This is a genomic window from Fibrobacter succinogenes subsp. succinogenes S85 (assembly GCF_000146505.1).
In the GTDB taxonomy this organism is placed as follows: domain Bacteria; phylum Fibrobacterota; class Fibrobacteria; order Fibrobacterales; family Fibrobacteraceae; genus Fibrobacter; species Fibrobacter succinogenes.
This window is the reverse complement of record NC_017448.1, coordinates 1,055,227-1,072,785: the sequence shown is the minus strand read 5'-3', so window position 1 is coordinate 1,072,785 and position 17,559 is coordinate 1,055,227. Positions and strand designations below refer to the sequence as shown.

The 17,559-nt window shown below is 50.7% G+C and carries 17 protein-coding genes; 10 read left to right on the top strand and 7 right to left on the bottom strand.

Annotation, left to right across the window (positions count from 1 at the left end):
* Positions 1-75: 75 nt before the first annotated feature.
* The gene (locus FSU_RS04580) at positions 76-522 is read right to left on the bottom strand and encodes a hypothetical protein (RefSeq protein WP_012820383.1); all 447 of its coding nucleotides are present in this window, start codon (positions 520-522) and stop codon (positions 76-78) included.
* A gap of 77 nt (positions 523-599) precedes the next feature.
* Positions 600-1,499 (bottom strand): coiled-coil domain-containing protein, encoded by a 900-nt coding sequence (locus tag FSU_RS04575; RefSeq protein WP_012820382.1) that lies wholly within the window; start codon positions 1,497-1,499, stop codon positions 600-602.
* Between the two features lie 360 nt (positions 1,500-1,859).
* Between FSU_RS04575 and FSU_RS04570 the strand changes: the two genes are divergently transcribed.
* The 5 genes from FSU_RS04570 to FSU_RS04550 are packed head-to-tail and all read left to right on the top strand — an operon-like array spanning position 1,860 to position 6,467.
* Complete coding sequence (locus tag FSU_RS04570) at positions 1,860-3,671, top strand: secretin N-terminal domain-containing protein (protein ID WP_012820381.1); 1,812 nt, start codon at positions 1,860-1,862, stop codon at positions 3,669-3,671.
* A 45-nt stretch (positions 3,672-3,716) separates the two neighbouring features.
* Positions 3,717-4,916 (top strand): hypothetical protein, encoded by a 1,200-nt coding sequence (locus FSU_RS04565; RefSeq protein WP_012820380.1) that lies wholly within the window; start codon positions 3,717-3,719, stop codon positions 4,914-4,916.
* Complete coding sequence (locus tag FSU_RS04560) at positions 4,897-5,862, top strand: hypothetical protein (RefSeq protein WP_012820379.1); 966 nt, start codon at positions 4,897-4,899, stop codon at positions 5,860-5,862. The genes FSU_RS04565 and FSU_RS04560 overlap by 20 nt, the downstream gene beginning before the upstream one ends.
* Entirely contained in the window at positions 5,859-6,164 is a 306-nt protein-coding gene (locus FSU_RS04555; protein ID WP_012820378.1) for a type IV pilus modification PilV family protein, read from the top strand. The genes FSU_RS04560 and FSU_RS04555 overlap by 4 nt, the downstream gene beginning before the upstream one ends.
* A gap of 24 nt (positions 6,165-6,188) precedes the next feature.
* On the top strand, positions 6,189-6,467 hold the full coding sequence (locus tag FSU_RS04550; protein ID WP_012820377.1) for a type II secretion system protein: 279 nt from the start codon (positions 6,189-6,191) through the stop codon (positions 6,465-6,467).
* A gap of 91 nt (positions 6,468-6,558) precedes the next feature.
* On the opposite strand, the gene FSU_RS04545 is transcribed toward FSU_RS04550, so the two are convergent.
* A complete protein-coding gene (locus FSU_RS04545) occupies positions 6,559-8,112 on the bottom strand; it encodes a glycosyltransferase (RefSeq protein ID WP_012820376.1) in 1,554 nt (517 codons plus the stop codon).
* 154 nt (positions 8,113-8,266) lie between these two features.
* On the opposite strand from FSU_RS04545, the gene FSU_RS04540 reads away from it, so the two are divergent.
* The 5 genes from FSU_RS04540 (at position 8,267) to FSU_RS16630 (ending at position 12,043) form a co-directional block, all read left to right on the top strand.
* Positions 8,267-8,815, top strand: coding sequence for a sulfurtransferase TusA family protein (locus FSU_RS04540; protein ID WP_012820375.1), 549 nt, complete (start codon positions 8,267-8,269; stop codon positions 8,813-8,815).
* Positions 8,816-8,824: 9 nt separating this feature from the next.
* Positions 8,825-9,415 (top strand): hypothetical protein, encoded by a 591-nt coding sequence (locus FSU_RS04535; protein ID WP_012820374.1) that lies wholly within the window; start codon positions 8,825-8,827, stop codon positions 9,413-9,415.
* A gap of 2 nt (positions 9,416-9,417) precedes the next feature.
* Positions 9,418-9,759 (top strand): hypothetical protein, encoded by a 342-nt coding sequence (locus FSU_RS04530; RefSeq protein ID WP_012820373.1) that lies wholly within the window; start codon positions 9,418-9,420, stop codon positions 9,757-9,759.
* A gap of 89 nt (positions 9,760-9,848) precedes the next feature.
* Positions 9,849-11,753 (top strand): SulP family inorganic anion transporter, encoded by a 1,905-nt coding sequence (locus FSU_RS04525; protein ID WP_012820372.1) that lies wholly within the window; start codon positions 9,849-9,851, stop codon positions 11,751-11,753.
* 161 nt (positions 11,754-11,914) lie between these two features.
* Positions 11,915-12,043: a hypothetical protein gene (locus FSU_RS16630; protein ID WP_014545345.1), complete on the top strand. Its 129-nt coding sequence runs from the start codon at positions 11,915-11,917 to the stop codon at positions 12,041-12,043.
* 344 nt (positions 12,044-12,387) lie between these two features.
* Here FSU_RS16630 and FSU_RS04520 read toward each other — a convergent pair whose 3' ends face one another.
* The 4 genes from FSU_RS04520 to dnaG form a co-directional block, all read right to left on the bottom strand.
* A complete protein-coding gene (locus tag FSU_RS04520; protein WP_012820370.1) occupies positions 12,388-13,236 on the bottom strand; it encodes a hypothetical protein in 849 nt (282 codons plus the stop codon).
* 210 nt (positions 13,237-13,446) lie between these two features.
* Positions 13,447-14,481, bottom strand: coding sequence for a SufB/SufD family protein (locus FSU_RS04515; protein WP_012820369.1), 1,035 nt, complete (start codon positions 14,479-14,481; stop codon positions 13,447-13,449).
* 15 nt (positions 14,482-14,496) lie between these two features.
* Entirely contained in the window at positions 14,497-15,246 is a 750-nt protein-coding gene (gene sufC, locus FSU_RS04510) for a Fe-S cluster assembly ATPase SufC (protein WP_012820368.1), read from the bottom strand.
* 32 nt (positions 15,247-15,278) lie between these two features.
* Positions 15,279-17,447 (bottom strand): DNA primase, encoded by a 2,169-nt coding sequence (gene dnaG, locus FSU_RS04505; RefSeq protein ID WP_012820367.1) that lies wholly within the window; start codon positions 17,445-17,447, stop codon positions 15,279-15,281.
* Positions 17,448-17,559 lie beyond the last annotated feature (112 nt).

Here is a 17,559-nt window from a genome sequence, read left to right as displayed (position 1 = left end):
TAAAAATTGATCAAAAAAAAGCGGCGCCATTCGGCGTCGCTTTTGTGTGGGTTGGTAAAATTCAAATCTTTGGTCTTAAAATTTAGGACCTTTAGGGAAAGGGACGTGTTCGTTTGGACGTGGAACATCGAACGGCGGGTTTTCTGGGTGCTGTTTTTCCCATTCGTCGCGATTCTTTTCAATTTGCCCTTTTTCTTTGTTGATAATATTTTCTTTCGCGATATTCTTGTTTTCGTTTAGCGCGTTGTTGCTCGTTTTTTGCAAGTTGATGTCTTGCTGGATATCCTTGATTTCGGCATGGGCATTTGCCTTGATGTCCGAGAGAATCTGCTGTCTAGCTTGTTTGCGTTCTTCGCGTAAACGCTGCCAGTCTTCTTTCTGTTTCTGTCCAAGGTCAGGGGCGTCTTGCGAAATTTCTGACCTTCCTGCAGGTGTCGCGATATCGGATTCCGGTTGTGCAAACGGAACCGCCACGAATACCGAGCTGGTCAAAAGTGCAATAATTTTGTTTGCGTTTTTCATAGCGTTAACCTTGAAAAGACTCGGAAAAAAGAGGGCGACGGTTGCTCCCGCCGCCCAGTTTTTTAGGAGGAAAGTCCTTATTCAACCTGTGCTACGGTCTTTTCTTCTTTTACAGTTTCCTTTTCAGCCTTCAAAGCTTCACGTTCTGCACGCTGTGCTTCGATTTCGGCCTTCTTGGCTTCGATTTCAGCCTTGCGAGCTTCACGTTCGGCCTTCAAAGCTTCTTCGCGTTCTGCACGCTGAGCTTCGAGTTCTGCACGCTTGGCTTCCATTTCTGCCTTCTTAGCTTCGCGTTCGGCTTTCAAAGCTTCTTCGCGTTCTGCGCGCTGTGCTTCGAGTTCAGCACGCTTGGCTTCCATTTCGGCCTTGCGAGCTTCGCGTTCAGCCTTCAAAGCTTCTTCGCGTTCTGCGCGCTGTGCTTCGAGCTCAGCCTTCTTAGCTTCCATTTCGGCCTTCTTAGCTTCGCGTTCGGCCTTGCGGGCTTCTTCGCGTTCAGCACGCTTAGCTTCTTCTTCGGCGCGCTTGGCTTCCATTTCTGCCTTCTTAGCTTCGCGTTCAGCTTTCAAAGTTTCTTCACGTTCAGCACGCTTTGCTTCTTCTTCAGCCTTCTTAGCTTCACGTTCGGCCTTCTTGGCTTCGAGTTCAGCCTTGTGAGCTTCGCGTTCGGCCTGGAGTTCTTCTTCCGTCTTCGGGGTCGGCGGTTCGATTTCCGGCTTCGGCGGCTTCGGAGCTTCTACCTTGGCTTCGTCCTTGTCGAGCTTGATCTTGTCAAGGAGACCCTTGCGAGCTTCCTTGCTTTCTTCGCGCATCTTCTTGAAGTCGACCTTGTCGACAACTTCAGCTTGGACTTCTTCCGAAATTTCAGCGGTGATTTCGGCCTTGACGCTCTTCATGTCAGAGGCATCGCTCTTGGCAGATGCATTGGCAAAAAAGGCAAGCGTAGAGATTGTGAGGATTGCGATGAATTTTGATTTCATGATTCTTCCTATGGTTGTGGGTGGATTTTTTTGTTTCCACCCTGTATTTAGCAAGAACCGTGCCAATTTTGAAAATGTGGCGAAATTGTGTAAATTTCGATGTTTTTGTTCGAAAAGTCCTTTTTGCTGGTCTTAAAACCCATAAAAAAACGAGGTAATTCGCCTCAGCGGGGATAAAAGTTCCGAAAATTTTATTCCCCTTTAGACGTCTTGTTTTTCTAATTGCTTTTTTATACATTGGTTCGCAACTTATTATATCATTTCTTAGATCCTTAAATATTATCCCGGGCAGGGGCCGCAATTGTAACGCCAGAGGCGTTCGCATTGAAAAAGCGGGCATGCGCATTTTAGGAGAATCGTGTGCTTCTAAGGATCTTGGGAATTTCCCTTTTGACATTGTTGTTGTCTTCGTCGGTGGCGGGAGCGCGTTCGGTTGAAAAGCCGAAGTCTGTTCGGACTTCGCCGGGGGCGGTAACGCTCGATTTTGTGGATGTTTCGTTGGCGGAGGTGGCGCGGACGCTTTCGCTTGCGTATGGAACGTCCATTTTGACGGATGATGCGGGCGATGTTCGCGTGACGTTTCACCTGGAGGGGGTAAGCCTTTTCGAAGGGCTGACTTCGCTTTGTGCATCGCATGGCTTGGATTTGGTGTTGGAAGGGCGTGTGTACCATATTCGGCGGGCGCGTGTGCAGAACGGTACGATTGCGCTCACAGATTCTGGCGTGGTCATTGACGTGAAAAACATGAACGTGCGCGAGTTTGTGAAGGAATTTGGCCTGAATACGGGCGTGAATGTGCTTGCGGATTACGACGTGGATGGTGTGGTGAGTGGAAATCTGAGGCGAATGGTTCCAGAAATGGCGTTTCGCGTGTTGATGGAATCGAACGGGTTCAAGGTTCGCGGGGAGCGCGGGTGCTTGCGGGTTTCGCGTGCGAAAACGGGGAATGCTTTGAACGGTTCGTCGGATGGCGCGGAAGTTTCTGTGGAACGTGCGGGTGACCTTTATTCGGTGGATTTGCAGTCGGTTTCGCTCAAGGCAGTGCTTAAGGCAATTGCAGAAGAGGCTGGGCTCAATTTGGCCGTTTATGGCGACTTGAATGAAACAGTGCAGATGTCGTTCAAGGATGTTTCGTTGCCGGAACTTTTAGCGTCACTTTTTCGCGGGAGTGCGTTCACGTTTCGGCTAGATTCATCGTCGCTTTGGGTCTCGGAAGAGGGGGCAAAGGCGCTTGCCGATGTGCGTGTCTTTTCGCTAAAGCATGTGTCGCCCGAGAAAGCTATGGCGCAACTTTCAAAGTTTATGAAAGGCTCGGAACTGAATGTCTCGGAATATCGTGAGCAGAATGCGCTTGTGCTTGGTGGCTCACCGCGGGCGATTGCGCGTGCTGAGGAGCTTTTGAAAATGGTCGATGTGCCTCAAATGCAAGTGACGCTTGCGTGCGTGATTGTAGAGTTCCGCAAGGGGCGTAGTTTTGCGATTGGTGTGCGGAGCGGGGCAACGCGGAATGTGGGTGAGCGCGATATTCAGGCGCGCGGGTTCTTTGATTTCTTGGGCAAGGATATTTCGAAATCGGGGGCGTTCGGAAAAATCGGAATCTTGCCGGACCGCTTTGAACTAGAGCTTTCGTCGATGGAAGAGAACAATGAGGCGAAGGTTCTTGCGCGCCCGCGTGTGACAACGTTGAACGGCAATAAGGCGGAACTCAACGTGACGAATACGGTCTATTATCTTGTCAGTCAAGTTTCTGCGGATGGGTACCCGATTACGGATTATCGTTCGTTTAACGATGGTATTTCATTGGAACTCACCCCCACGATGACGCAAGACGGTTTGATAACGTTGTCTGTGTCGCCGGAAATCAAGACGGCGGGCAGGAGCACTGGCGATGGGCCGCGAGACATCAGTTCTCGGAACATGAAGACAACTGTGGTGTTGCGTGATGGTGAAACTTTGTGCTTGGGCGGGCTTATTCGCAAGAACAAGACGGAGGTGCGTTCGGCGGTGCCGTTCTTGGGGAGTATTCCGATTCTTGGGCGGTTATTCAGTTACACCTCCGAAGAAGAGGACGAAAGTGAACTCGCAATTTTTATCACGCCGAGTGTGGATGTTAGACGAGAGAACGGCTCTGCGAGTCTACAGACGAGAGGGAAAATTGATGGAAAGTTGTAAGGATTAGTGATGTGAAAAAATAACCATTGACTAAGGGTTAATAACATGTTTTTCTGGAATAAGCGAATTGCACCGGTTGCGGCTCGGATGATGACGTGGGAAGTGACGACAGCATTTGACGGGATGCCTACGGAAACGGAATTGCGCAAGCGATTTGACGAAGATTTTAGAGATGTATTTAATGCCGGTTTTGCAGATGGCGAGTGCGCGGTTTTCTTTTGGCAGCTGGTCTCGTTCAATGCGTCGGATGGACGCAAACATCGCTATCTCGTGGCGGTGGCGGATGAACCGTTGGAAAATTACCGAAAAACGTTTGACCGTTGCTTGCCAAAACAAATTGCGTTGTATGCTATTGCTGACAAAATATTGCGTGGCGAACGGGATGGTGAGAATTGCTTGAAGTGTGATGAAGCGTGCGCGGAGTGTGGCGGCGAATGTGCGGAGGTTGCGGAAAATGGAAATTTGTTGTTTGTCGCGTTTTGGGGACATTGCCTGTACATCCTCGTTTTTATGGAAGGCCGTTTGTGCCATTGGTCAGAAGAGTATGGCTACGGAGAAGTGTTTGATGATGCTTGTAGGGAGCGTGTTGCGCGTTTTAAGGAATTCTTGAAAGCCGATGAACTGTTTGCGAAAATGAATGACGTGGGGGAGTTTGGCGAGGGCTCGCCGAAGGTGGATGAGCTATTTCAAGTTGCTGTGCGTGATCCGTTTTGGCGTGGCAAGGATTTAGATGAGTGCGATTCGATGAAACCTTGCGAACGTAGGCGTTGGATAATGAGCGTCGTGGCTTTGTTTGTTTTTTGTGCGTGTGTTTTTGCAATGAGCGGCGGTTCTTTGAATTTGTTATGTGCAAAATTTTATGATGATGAATTTCACAATTCATTTGTGAATGTTGCTCCGGTTGAATTAAGTCAGCCTGCCGCTCGCGATTTAGAAATGCTTGCGTGGGCGGAAGGGCATCGCGATTTGCTCCCTGCAAAATGGACTCTCGGACGGGCGGGTTTTGTGGACGGTGTCGCATCTAGAAGTTGGCGAACTTCACGAGGAACCTGTGATTCGTCGGAATTCAGTTTACTTGGAATTGTGGGCGGGCGAGTGGCGCTTGTGAAAACATCTGCAGGCGAGACGAAAACGCTTTCGGTCGGTGATTCGCTATCTCGATATCGCGTGAAGCGAATTGGAATGAACGATGTTGTGATGCGTTGTGGTCGCAAGGAGGTTCGTTATGCGCTCAAAATGCGGTAACGTTCTTCCGCTTGTGTTGGGCTTGTTACTTGTGCTTTCGATTCTCGTGACTGCGATGCTTAAAATGCCGGGGGCGCTTCGCCGAAACGTATCGCTTGTGGCAAAAGAAACGCAGGAAATGTATTTCGCGGAATCTGCGGTGCTCGCGAAACTGTATGGCTTTCCGGATGGCTATTTTGCGGAGCTTCCGATTGTTGAATCTCGGATTCTTGGACCGTGGACCGAATGGCGTGTTCGTAATAAATTCCAGTTCATGCTGGGGCTTGAATACGGGCGATTCTCGACTTCGGAATGGGCGCGTTGTGCCGTAGTGCTGGAGCAGAATTTGCATGAACGCATTTTGCATTCAGTGGGCTTGAAAAACTTGTCGGGAAATCGTCGCTTTTTTAAACTGGATTCTTCAGATGGTCTCTCTGCAGAACGCATGATGGCGATAAATGTGAGCGCTGGCGATTTGACGTTAGACCTCGGCGAATCCCGCGCTTTTGAAAATTCGCAAAGTTCGCGCAAGTCAATTCGTTCTTTTATGGCGAATGTTGAGGGCGATGTCAAGATTCGCGGGAATGTTCACTTTGATACGCTTCGGATTTATGCGACTGGCTCAGTGAGCGTTCAGGGAAATGTGACCGCTGACTTTGCTGAAATTTTTGGCCTTGCTAGCGTGACTGTCTCGGGGAATGTCTCAATGGCGGGTGCGCTCCTCTCAAAACAGAATATTGAAATTTCAGACCGTGCACAAATGAATTTCCCGAGCGTGGCTCTTGCGGTCGGCTATCGTGAGAACCGCTTGTCGCTCCTTGAAAAGTCAGTGTTTGAAGGCTTGGCGATTGCGCCGTCTGGGACTGTTGAACGTGATTCTTCGGCAAAGCATCTCGATTCAACTCAGGCGCTTTTGCCATTTTGTATGGACACTCGCAATGTTGTGTTTTCCCGGAGGCGCTTGTGACTTGTTCTCGTCAAGGCTTTACTTTGCCCGAAGTTTGCGTGGCGCTTACGGTTTTTCTCGTTGGAACAACGGCGCTCCTTGGCGGTTGGAATTTCTTCAATCGCGAAGTGGCGGGGGAGCGGAAGCGCTTGGAGGAATTCTATGACGTGCTCTCTTCGATGGAATCGTTGGTTGCGAACCGCCCGGATTGCGCGGACTCTCTGTCGGTTCGCCTGATTCGTGTTCCTGGCTGTTCACATTTGGCGTGGGCTGTTGTTGCGAGTGAACATTATTCTCTCAAACGCCTCGTGCGTTGTCGATGAGGATCGGAGGCTTTTTTATTTGCGATGAATCTAGCTCTGCCTAAAACATCTCGACACGGCTTTACGCTTTTGGAAATGCTTGTCGCCATAACGGTTGCCGCGATCCTCACGACCGTCTCGTTGAACGTTTATTCGATGTTCCATCACGGCGTTGTTGCAACTTCGGACAACTATGTCCACTTTGCGACCGGGAAAGCTCAAGAACTCCGCTGCCGCACCCGCTTTGTGCGTGGCCTCCCGCCTTGCGACACTACCTCGGGCGAATCTCGTGCATCCCGTGGCGCCATTCGTGCGCGATTCTAGAGCCCCAAAACACCAACAAAAAAAGCCCCGCGTTTGCGGGACTTCTTGAATTGCGTTTGGCGAATCTCGCCGCATCTTGCTGAGCTATAACTTAGTTCGTAGCCTGTTCTTCGACGCATTCAGAGCACTTAATGGCTTTGCGAACTTCAAAAATGTTGCTGATGTAATGCATAAAGCTAAGCACGCTCACCGAGAGGAATCCGATTGCATAAAGGGCAAGGAACGGTCCGATGATGTATTTGCTGGCGTTGATGTATTCGAGCAAACCGAAAATGCAGTAGACGCCGACGAGGAGTTCGATAAGTGCCATCCACGGGAACTTTTGTGCGTAATGGCTCTTGGCCTTCTTCTTTGCACCACCGCTCTTCGGGGTACGGACGAAGCTGCCCTTTGTACCGAGAACTGCGGCGAACACTGCGCGGGAGTTGCTGACTGCGATGCCAACGCCGAGGGCCATCAAGATGGGGAGCGAGAGCAAGCGGATCTTCCAACCGGTGTAGCCGGAGCAACGCTGGGCGACAAAGTAAAGAACAGAAGGCGCGATTGCGGCGAGGAAAATGAATGCGAAACCAACCGTGTATGCCCAAGTGGGGAGGTGTCCGACCGGTTCAAAGAACGCGAGCAACGGCCAAGCGCAGAGTGCTGTGAACAACATGCAGGGGTGGATCGAGTAGTGCGTCGTGTGGAGGATGGCGCCAATCTTCACGCGGAGCGGAACCTTGGAACGCAAAACCTTCGGCAAAATCTTGATAGCGGTCTGGATGGAACCCTTTGCCCAACGGAACTGCTGAGCCTTGAAAGCGTTGATGTCGTTCGGGAGTTCAGCCGGAACAATCACGTCGAACACAAACTTCATCTTCCAACCAGCAAGCTGGGAACGGTAAGAAAGGTCCATGTCTTCGGTGAGCGTATCGCCTTCCCAGCCGCCACCACCGTAAATAGCGTCCTTGCGCCAGACACCGGCGGTACCGTTGAAGTTCATAAAGAGCTTGCCCCAGCTACGTGCGGACTGTTCAATCACAAAGTGACCGTCAATGCCAATAGACTGAGCGAGCGTCAAACCGGATTCGGTGCGGTTCAAGTGACCCCAGCGGCCCTGGACAAGGCCTACCTGCGGATCCATGACCAAGTATGGGACGGTCTTCAAGAGGAAGTCTTTTTCAGGAACGAAGTCGGCGTCGAAGATGGCGAGGAATTCACCCTTTGCAACAGCCATGCCTTCCTTGAGGGCGCCAGCCTTGAAGTCCTTGCGGTTCGTGCGGTGGATGAGCTTGATGTCATAACCGCGGGCGGCGAGTTCAGCAACTTTCTTCTTGGTGACTTCGTAGCACTCGTCCGTGGAGTCGTCTAAGACCTGGATTTCGTGCTTGTCCTTGGGGTAGTCGATGGCGCAGACGGCTTCGAGGAGACGTTCAACGCAGTTGGCTTCGTTAAAAACCGGGAGCTGGGTCGTGACCTGCGGGAGGTCTGCGAGCGAATGTTCGCGGTAGTACTTCAAGATCGCTTTGCGGTCTGAAAGTCGCGTCTTGCGGCTGTTCTTGAGGAACAGGTAAATGCTATAGTAGCAACTGAACCCGTAAATCACCAATCCCACGCCTGCGATAACGTAGACGACGAACATTGCGTATAGTAGTATAGTACTCATTCTACTGTAACCTTTGCATTTATTGAATGCTTGGGGCCAAATATAGAAACGCTATGTGACCTTTGCTACATTTTTCAGGAATTTTGGCCCATTTTTTGCTTTGGAAAGTGTATTTTTACATAGGTATGATTAGACTTTTTTACAATGGCGAAATATGCAAAAAATGGCAGATGAACGCAAGAAAAATTTAACATCTCCAATCGCTCGCTGGATAGATGCGAACCGCGAAACTGCAGGTTTTACAGAATCTTTACGTAAATTGTTAATGTACGCGTGTGTGGAATGGATCCGTCGCGGTACATCGGCACTCCTTACCCCCGAAGAGGCTCTATCCAAAATAGTATGTTGTGGTCTTTCGGAGTTCCCGGTGGGGGAATGGGCTGAAAATCCCGAAAATTACACCGAAGAAATCGCCGATTTCTGCGAAAAAGCGAAAATTTTGCCGTTACCTGCCACCCTCCAGGGCGAAATTCCCTCCCTTTTGGATCTCCGTGGCGTAAAATGCCCCCTCAATTCCGTCCGTTCGCGAATCGTCATGTCCGGTTATCCGGCAGGCCGAACGCTCAAAATCTGGCTAGATGAGGGGTCCCCGATTGAAAATGTGCCCGGATCGCTCATTGCTGACGGCCATAAAGTGCTTTCACGCGAAAAAAAAGGCAATTATTGGGAAATCTCTGTGGTCAAATCGGATTCTAAAGTATAGATTGTTTATGTGGAAAACAGAGTATTAGTTATAGGCGATGAATTATTTGGGCCAAAGGGCGAAGCGGCGAACCGTTTTGTGGAAGCCGTGCTGTGCCGGGAACCCAGCCGACCTATACAGTTTTCCGTAAATGTGCCTGTTGCGGTCTCGTTATCGCAAATCAAAGCGCGCCTTTCTTCCGATGTCATAGGCAAAAATGCCGGCCGCATTATCATGGGGCTTGGGTTGCGTGAACTGAACCACGGCGGTACCGATGGCGCCTCGATTGCCTTGCTTTACGAAACGCTCGTGAATGAACTCGTGAACAAGACGCAGTCGCGACTTTTTTTGCTCACGATTCCCCCGGAAATGTTCCCGATTGCGGTAAGCGAGGTGGAATATCTAAATACAATGATTCGTGAGTTTTGCGCTGCGAATGCCCCCCGCACAAAGCTTCTCGATTTTGCGGAATTTGCCGAGACGTTCAAGGAAAAGCAGATGGAACGCGGCAAGTTCGGGCGCTCCCTCTTTATGGAAGATGGCTCTGCCACGTCGCTTTGCTGCATGCTTTTAGCGCTATATTTGCAGGATAAACTTGTAGAAGATTTAAAGGAGATGTAATTATGGGTCTTTTTGACAATCGTTTTGCTAGTAAAAATGCGGCCATGAGCCGTGCGTTCTCCATTGATTCCGAAAAGGACAAGCAGAAACGCAATACTGCCCGCGAGCCTGCCGCCCCCAAGATGGGCATCTGCGACAAGTGCCACAAGGAAGCCTTGCTGCGCTCTTACCGCTCCCGTGAAATGTCCGTGTCCGATGGAGCCGCAAGTTTTGGGACGGTGGTCAAGCACCTCTGCGAAGATTGTGCTCCACGGTCCAAGCGCTTTGAAGACGCAAACGTGCCTGCGATGGACAAAAAGCAAGTCAAGAACCTGATGCGCTCTGCAAAGAAGGGCTTGCTGTAAAATATATTTTATAAAAAAATCTTACCCCCCTTAACGAAATTGGGGTAAATTCCTAAATTTGGGTCTCGAATTTAATATGGAGACCTTCAATGTCTGATATTCACGCCAAGGAATCCGTCAAGCAGTATTTGACAGGCGTCGTTTCGACAATCACCCCGGAAATCGTTCGTAGCATCAAGCGCGGCTACACTCGCAAGGATTTCACTAGCGACTTGATGTCGGGCTTGATTGTTGGCATTTTGGCTCTCCCCTTGGCGATTGCGTTTGCTATCGCTTCTGGCGTGGGTCCGGAACAGGGCCTTTACACCGCCATTATCGCGGGCTTCATCATCTCGCTGTTGGGCGGTTCCCGCTTCCAGATTGGCGGCCCGACGGGCGCATTCATCGTGATTGTCTATGGCATTGTGAGCCAGTACGGTTACGATGGCCTTGCTTCGGCAACGCTCTTGGCCGGTATTTTCCTCGTCATTTTCGGTCTTGCTAAATTTGGTGCGATTATCAAGTTCATCCCGTATCCGGTGACGGTCGGATTTACGGCGGGTATCGCTATTATTATTGCGCTTGGCCAGGTGCCGAACTTCTTCGGCCTTACTTTTGCGGGCGCTGACCCGGCTGACGCCGTGGGCAAAATCAAGCTTTACGTTTCTTCTTTCGGTTCCATGAACGTCTATTCCGTGATTGTGGGCGTTGTCGCTCTCGCGGTTTGCATTTTGTGGCCGAAGATTACTACGAAGGTTCCGGGTTCCCTCATTGCGATTATCGTTGCAACGGTAATGGTGAAGGTCCTTGGCTGGGATGATCCGGTGAACGGTCACGGCGTCGTGACGATTGGCATGAAAAACCACATCCCGAGCGGATTCCCTGTGCCGCACCTCCCGAATATCAGCCTCGAAATGATGCAAAAGGTGTTCCAGCCGGCACTTACGATTGCTATGCTCGGCGCTATCGAATCGCTCCTTTCTGCAGTGGTGGCTGACGGTATGACGAGTACCAAGCACCGCTCTAATACGGAACTTTTCGGTCAGGGTGTCGCAAATATCTTGAGCCCGATTTTTGGCGGTATCCCGGCAACGGGTGCTATTGCCCGTACCGCAACGAACATCCGTAACGGTGCCGTGAGCCCGATTTCTGGCCTTGTTCACGCTGTCGTTCTTTTGCTCATTATGCTCGTGCTTGGCAAGTATGCCGAAATGATCCCGATGGCAGCCCTTGCTGCCGTGCTTTTCCAGGTCGCTTTCAATATGTGCGGTTACCGCAGCGTGATCAAGATGTTCAAGGCTCCGAAGAGCGATGTGACGGTGATGCTTGTTGCATTCTTCCTCACGGTGATTATCGACCTTACGGTTGCTATCGAAGTGGGCGTGCTCCTTGCTGCCGTGCTCTTCATCAAGCGCATGAGCGATGTCGCCGAAGTCGAAGCGGTTTCTTCTGCCTTGAAGGATGACGATGACGAAGCTGCCCGTAATACCCTCGGCCGCCAGGTGCCGAAGGGCGTGCTTGTGTACGAACTTGCCGGTTCCCTCTTCTTTGGTGCGGTGGACAAGTTCAAGGAAACGATGAACCGCATTTCCGAAAAGCCGAAGATCTTGATTTTGCGCATGCGTAGCGTCTCTAGCATTGACGCTGCCGGTATCAACATGATTGAAGACTTGCTCAAGCGTTGCAAGAGCGAAGGTACGCAGCTTCTCTTGAGTGGCGTGCATGCCCAGCCGGTGGTGGCTTTGACCCGTGCCGGTGTGCTTGCCCAGCTTGGCGAAGAAAACGCTCTCGGTAACATTGACGCTGCTCTCAACCGCGCCCGCGAACTCCTTGGCCTCCCGATTGTGGATGCCTCCCAGGAAGAACAGAAGGCTCCGACCGTGTCTTGGGAAAAGAGCCTCGACAAGCCGTGGATGCCGGAAGAATCGAACGCTGCCGTGGCTGAAGAAACTCCGGAAGTCATTGCCGAACGCATGATGGACGAACCCATCAAGAAGATTGAAGATCGCAAGTAATAAGTCCGTACGAAATAAGTAAACTTTGTACGGGTTTATCGGGTAACTTTGCTCAAATTTTCTGAAATATCGTAAATAATTTTTTAAAAAAGTCTTTTGATTTTTGAAAAAAAAAGTTAAATTAAGCTTCGTAGGAGAATCCTACGGTTTACGAGATGAGAATGGGATACTGGGAAGAAGATCAATACACAGACGAAGACCCGAAGCGGACTGCTTTTGAGGAATTCGTCGTAAATTTTGTGGTTGCCTTTAGCGGCTCCGCTCTATTGTTCCTTGTGAACATCATGTAAAACCTTTAAATTTCCCGCTTTTCGCGGGATTTTTTTATTATACCGCGCCACCGCGCGGGAATCTCCTTTAAAAAAATATTCCGACTTGGAACTTTCTTGTTTGGATGTTGCTTTTGAAAATATTTTTAGCGCGCCCTTGATTTCTCGTATACATTTATAAATGTGCCGGTGGTAGCCCACTGGTACAAAAGGAAGAAGGGAAAAATTAGGGTGTTTGGGATGTTTGGGGTGTGTGGTCCATTGCTGTTGAGTTCATTCGCGGCTGAAGCCGCTTTCGGGAATGAAAGGTAATGAGAGTTCTCACAGCAATGGAAAAATCCGTCGGATACGTCCGGCGGATTTTTTTAATGCTTGAAAATAGCGATGTGCTTGTTCTTGGCGGGGCGGCCGAGCAAATCGAAGTCTCGCGATTTTGCCGGATTCAATTTGAGGCGTCGTGTTGCGGAAGTAATGGGGCTAGAAACGGTGCTAGAGTATTTTTCACTGGGAACAAGGAATATGGTGATTGTCCTTTGGTTGTCCCCGTGTTTTTTTTCGGTGGCGGTAAGTGTGTCGCCTCTCATTTCGTATTCGTAAGAGACTTGGAAATCACTTTCGGTTGATGAACCGTATTCGTAGCATTTGCTTTCGTTTGTTGAGTCTTGAACGATGAATGTATTCCTTCCATCGTTGAATTGGTATAAAGTATCATTACTTATATAGTAATTGTAGAGATAAGAGTTGGTTTTTTCCCCGTTTTTTTCAACATAAGACTTGACAAAGAAGACGGAGTCCTTATCTTCGTAAACCACATATTCAATGATGGGTGGATTGCCCTTGCCTTCTTTGCGGATTATTTTGAAATCTCCCTCTTGCGTAATGGTTATCTTGACATCGAGAGCTCCATAGTTAAGGGACTCGTGATCTTGGACTTTGATTTCCCAATCGTCAGAGCCTTTTTTCTTGGTGTAAACCCTAGCACTGTCAACGTAAGAGCCTGTATAGTAATACTTATAGTTTTCGTACTTTTGGGGTTGGCTAGAGTATCCTTGTTGGGAGTAAATGCTATCTACAAGAAAGTTCTTGTAATTCAATATTGTAGGCTCAGTGGATGTTGGGTAGTCTTTGATGAAAATGTCAAGGGTGGAACGAAGGCAATCGATAGCGAATGCGTTCAATGCTCCCAATGCAATAATAAGGATAAATTTTTTCATATAGAAGAATATAAAAAATCTTATCTGTTAAAAATAAAATAAGGCGACCGAAGTCGCCTTTTTTATCGTTTAGTTGTGTCTGTATCTTACAGGCTCTCTCGTCTCTCGTCTGTAGCGAGTTTGCGAGCGTTCTTTGTACAAGTACCAAATGCTAGGCTCAGAAATAGGCTTGCAAGCAATCCTGCTTCATTCGCCTTACGCATTTGTCGTCTAAATTTCCGCCATCAATCGCTTTTTCGCGGGGCTGTCGGGGAGCGGGAGGAACGTCTCTTGAGCAAAGGAGCGCATGAGCATTTCCTGGGCAGCCTTTTTGGGGATGCCGCGGCTCACGAGGTAGAACATCTGTTCAGCATCGAGTTCGCCGACGGTGTTGCCGTGCGTGCATTCCACGTCATCGTGATAAATCTTGAGGACGGGCTTCACGGAGACGCTAGCATCTTCGCTCAAGAGGATTGTATTCACGAGCTGGCTCGAGTTGACGCCTGTGCAGTCGTAACCGACGATGACGCTTCCGTCGTAGCTCACACGTGCAGAACCAGAAAGCAAGTTGCGGGCAAGCTGTGTGCTTGTGGTGCGCGGGGCTTCGTGGTAAATTGTGAGGCGGCTGTGCTGCGAGGCTTCGCCATCGAGAACGTGGAGGCTGCGGTAATCGAAGTTGGCGCCTTCGCCTTTGAGGTGGCATTCGACGCTGACGCGGCCAATGGCTGTATCCTTGCAGATGCTCGAAAAGCGGACGTTGGCACCTGCGGCCTGGTTGATGTTGAAATGCCTAAAGCGGAGCGGCAAATCGCAGGCCGGGTTTGCAAAGAAGATTTCGACATCTGCATTTTCGCCGACGTTGATGTCAAAACGCTCGGCGGCGATGTCGTGAGTGACCTTGTTGTCGAGAATTTCGAGGCTCACCTTGGCGCCTTTGCCGATGTCAAGAACTGTGTGACCGAAGTCGTTGTTGCACTTGAGCATCGCCATTTCGGCTGCGCCGGGCACGATTTCGCGAATCATGGGGCGGGCTTGATTTGCAATCGGGAGGAGGGCGGCAAAGTCGGTTTCTTGGTTGGCCGGGGCTGCTGCCGGGAAAGTCGTTGGGGCTGCCGCAAAATCCGTGTCCATGAATTCCGGTGTTGGGATTTTGGCAACCGGGAAGAACGACCAAAGTTCGTTATTGCGACGGGGCATGCCGAGCTCACGCAGGCGCGCTATCGCCTGTTCCGCGGTGGGCAAGTTCTGTATAAATTCAGCGTTCATTATGCGTCCTCGACTTTACTTGGCTTCTTCAATCCAGTCGTAGCCTTGATCTTCGAGCTTGAGGGCAAGTTCCGGGCCGCCGCTCAAGATGATTTTGCCGTGACGGAGCACGTGAACGTAAGTGGGCTTGATGTAGTCCAGCAAGCGCTGGTAATGCGTCACGAGAATCACGGCCTTTTCGGGCGACATGATGTGATTGATGCCGTTTGCCACGATGCGGAGTGCGTCAATATCGAGGCCGGAGTCCGTTTCGTCGAGGAAGCTCACCTTCGGATCGAGAATGGCCATCTGGAGGATTTCGTTGCGCTTCTTTTCGCCACCGCTCATGCCGTCGTTCACGCCGCGTTCACGATAACGTTCGTCCATTTCGAGCAAGTCCATCTTTTCTTCGCAGAGCTTCTTGAAATCTTCGTCGCTCATTTCGGGCTGGCCGAGGAAGGCTCGCTTGCTGTTGAGCGCCATCTTCAAAAATTCGACGTTGTTCACGCCCGGGATTTCGGTCGGGTACTGCGTGCTGATGAAGAGACCGGAGTTGGCGCGTTCGTTGATTTCCATTTCGAGCAAGTTCTTGCCGTCCAGTTCTACGGAACCGCCATCGACATGGTAGGCGGGGTGGCCTGCAATCACTTTGGAAAGCGTGCTTTTGCCGGAGCCGTTCGGGCCCATGATGGCGTGGACTTCTCCCGGCTTGACCTCGAGATTGATCCCTTTCAGGATTTGGGTGCCGTCTTCGATACTTGCTTTAAGGTTCTTGATGGATAACATATTTCCTCTTTAATTTTAAAATCTTGTTGGGCTTAGCCGAAATCGTCCATGGCTCCAAAGTCATCGTCGGGAACGTAGGGCTCGTCATCGGGAACGTAAGGTTCTTCGTTCGGATCGTACGGAGCTTCTTCGGGAGGTTCGCTTGATGCAAATTGCTCGTCACCATCGAATGGAGGCGGGGCTTCCATCTCGGGTGGCATTTCGGGTTGCTGGAATGCGGACTGCACGGCGGGCGCATCATTAAATTGTGCGCCGGGTGCTGCAAATTGCGCGGGGACCTGCTGCGAGAACTGCGCGGCGTTCCCTCCGTTCATCGCAAGCTCGTTAATTTCAGTGTAAAGCTCGATGAGCGGTGTTTTGCTCTGGATAATCTGCTCGGCGAAAACATCCGGCGTAATGGCCGAAATCTTGCGCTTCCTGGAAATCGTCTGGATGCCCTGCGTGAATTTGTTCAACTGCATACGGAGACGCATGCCCGCTTCGGAGTCGAGCGGGATGAGCTTTTTGTAGCGGTCGCACAGGTTGAGTGTGAGCACGGCCAACGTGTCGTAAAATTCCAGAATTTCGTTCGGCGTTTTCCACGTTTCGTCAGGGAGTTGCTCCAAGAAAAGTTGCAACTGTGGCGAAAGCGATTCGTACAAGACTCTTGGCGAGAACGCGCCCGTTTCAGCGTACTGCGCGAGAATGGACTGGATAAATTCATCAATCAGCGGAGAATCAAAAATTTGGATTCCGCTTGCGGCAAAGTCCATGTCGAAATATTCTGCGGCGCGGTCAAGAAGCGTGGGGTTCCTGAACAGCAAGTTTGCAAAACGCACTTCAATCGGCGAGAGCAGTTCCCACGGGACACTCACTTGCGGTGCTGCTGGCTGTTCGGCGGTGGGTGCTTTTTCGCGTTTCGGGTGTGCCACCTTGATGCCTGCGAGCGAGCGCGTTGTGCTGTAACGCTCGGAAACGAGCTTCAAATACTGATTGCGGAGTTCCGGGTTCTCGATGCTCTTGATGAGTGTCTTCGCCTGCGTGATGAATGCGGCTCGGTCTTCGGGACTGTTGTTCGGCATGGTTCGCCCGAGATAGCTGAGCCAGTCTTCGGCGGTGCGGAGCGCTCTTCTGAAAGCGTCCGGGCCTTGTTCGTTCACGAAGTTGTCCGGGTCAATCTTGGTGCCGTCCGGTCGCGAAAGTGCAAAAACTTTTGGCGAAAGACCCTTAGGTAGCACGATTTCGAGACTGCGGCGCGTGGCGTTTTGCCCGGCGGCGTCTCCGTCAAATACAAGGTAAGCGGTCTTTGCGTAGCGGGCGAGAATGCTAGCGTGATTCTCGGTCAGTGCCGTACCCGATGCGGCCACGACGTTCTGCACACCGCTTTGGTAAAGGCTGATGAGGTCAAAATATCCTTCGACGATAATGACCGCATTTTCCTTCATGATGGCGTTTCGGCTGTGGTTCAGACCGAAGAGAATATCGCGCTTGCTGTAAAGCGCCGTTTCCGGGCTGTTCATGTACTTGGCAAGCTTTATTCCGTTGTGCGATGCGGGGTCGCTCAAATCTCGACCGCCAAATGCGACAACGACACCCGAGAGGTTCTGGATGGCAATCATCAAGCGATCGCGGAACTTGTCTGCGATACCGCCGTTTTCTTTTTCGACGGCAAGTCCTGCCTTGACGCAGTCGCGAGGCGAAAAACCGTTGCGGGCGGCGTAGCCGATTAAGCCTTCTCGCCCTGTTGGTGCGTAGCCGATGTGGAACTGTTTGCGCGTCTCAGGCGAGACATGACGCTTGTTCAAATACTCCAACGCCTTTGGGCTTAACGTGAGCTGCTGTTCGAACCATTCGCAGGCGAGCTCGTTCAGCTTGCGGACCATCGTGCGTTCTTCGAGCACTTCGGTATTGACGTTGTTGCCGAGGTTCGGAAGTGCAAAACCCACAAAGTTGGCGACCCATTCTACAGCGCCCTTGAAGTCGAGTTTTTCGTGTTCCTGGATGAACTTGAAAACATCGCCACCTGCGCCACATGCAAAGCACTTGTAAATGCCCAGCGTGGAATTTACCGACATGGACGGGGAATGGTCATCGTGGAATGGGCATACGCCGACGTATTTGTTGACCCCGCTTTTTTTGAGCGGCAAGAACTGCTGAATGACCAGCGCGATATCCGCTTGGTTCTTGAGTTCTTGGATGATTTCGTCGGAGTAGAACGGCATGCGCCAAATGTAGTAAATAGTGGTTGGTGACTAGTGGTTAGTGATTTGGGATATGCTGGCAGAAGGCTGTTGGCAGTAGACAGTAGGCGGTAGGAAGTGACGCGAACAGGAA

What these genes read in the sequence shown, in the direction of transcription:
- FSU_RS04580 (WP_012820383.1), bottom strand. Translation starts at nt 522, where the DNA reads ATGAAAAACGCAAACAAAATTATTGCACTTTTGACCAGCTCGGTATTC.
- FSU_RS04575 (WP_012820382.1), bottom strand. Translation starts at nt 1,499, where the DNA reads ATGAAATCAAAATTCATCGCAATCCTCACAATCTCTACGCTTGCCTTT.
- FSU_RS04565 (WP_012820380.1), top strand. Translation starts at nt 3,717, where the DNA reads ATGTTTTTCTGGAATAAGCGAATTGCACCGGTTGCGGCTCGGATGATG.
- FSU_RS04560 (WP_012820379.1), top strand. Translation starts at nt 4,897, where the DNA reads ATGCGCTCAAAATGCGGTAACGTTCTTCCGCTTGTGTTGGGCTTGTTA.
- FSU_RS04550 (WP_012820377.1), top strand. Translation starts at nt 6,189, where the DNA reads ATGAATCTAGCTCTGCCTAAAACATCTCGACACGGCTTTACGCTTTTG.
- FSU_RS04545 (WP_012820376.1), bottom strand. Translation starts at nt 8,112, where the DNA reads ATGAGTACTATACTACTATACGCAATGTTCGTCGTCTACGTTATCGCA.
- FSU_RS04540 (WP_012820375.1), top strand. Translation starts at nt 8,267, where the DNA reads ATGCAAAAAATGGCAGATGAACGCAAGAAAAATTTAACATCTCCAATC.
- FSU_RS04530 (WP_012820373.1), top strand. Translation starts at nt 9,418, where the DNA reads ATGGGTCTTTTTGACAATCGTTTTGCTAGTAAAAATGCGGCCATGAGC.
- FSU_RS04525 (WP_012820372.1), top strand. Translation starts at nt 9,849, where the DNA reads ATGTCTGATATTCACGCCAAGGAATCCGTCAAGCAGTATTTGACAGGC.
- FSU_RS16630 (WP_014545345.1), top strand. Translation starts at nt 11,915, where the DNA reads ATGGGATACTGGGAAGAAGATCAATACACAGACGAAGACCCGAAGCGG.
- FSU_RS04520 (WP_012820370.1), bottom strand. Translation starts at nt 13,236, where the DNA reads ATGAAAAAATTTATCCTTATTATTGCATTGGGAGCATTGAACGCATTC.
- FSU_RS04515 (WP_012820369.1), bottom strand. Translation starts at nt 14,481, where the DNA reads ATGAACGCTGAATTTATACAGAACTTGCCCACCGCGGAACAGGCGATA.
- sufC (WP_012820368.1), bottom strand. Translation starts at nt 15,246, where the DNA reads ATGTTATCCATCAAGAACCTTAAAGCAAGTATCGAAGACGGCACCCAA.
- dnaG (WP_012820367.1), bottom strand. Translation starts at nt 17,447, where the DNA reads ATGCCGTTCTACTCCGACGAAATCATCCAAGAACTCAAGAACCAAGCG.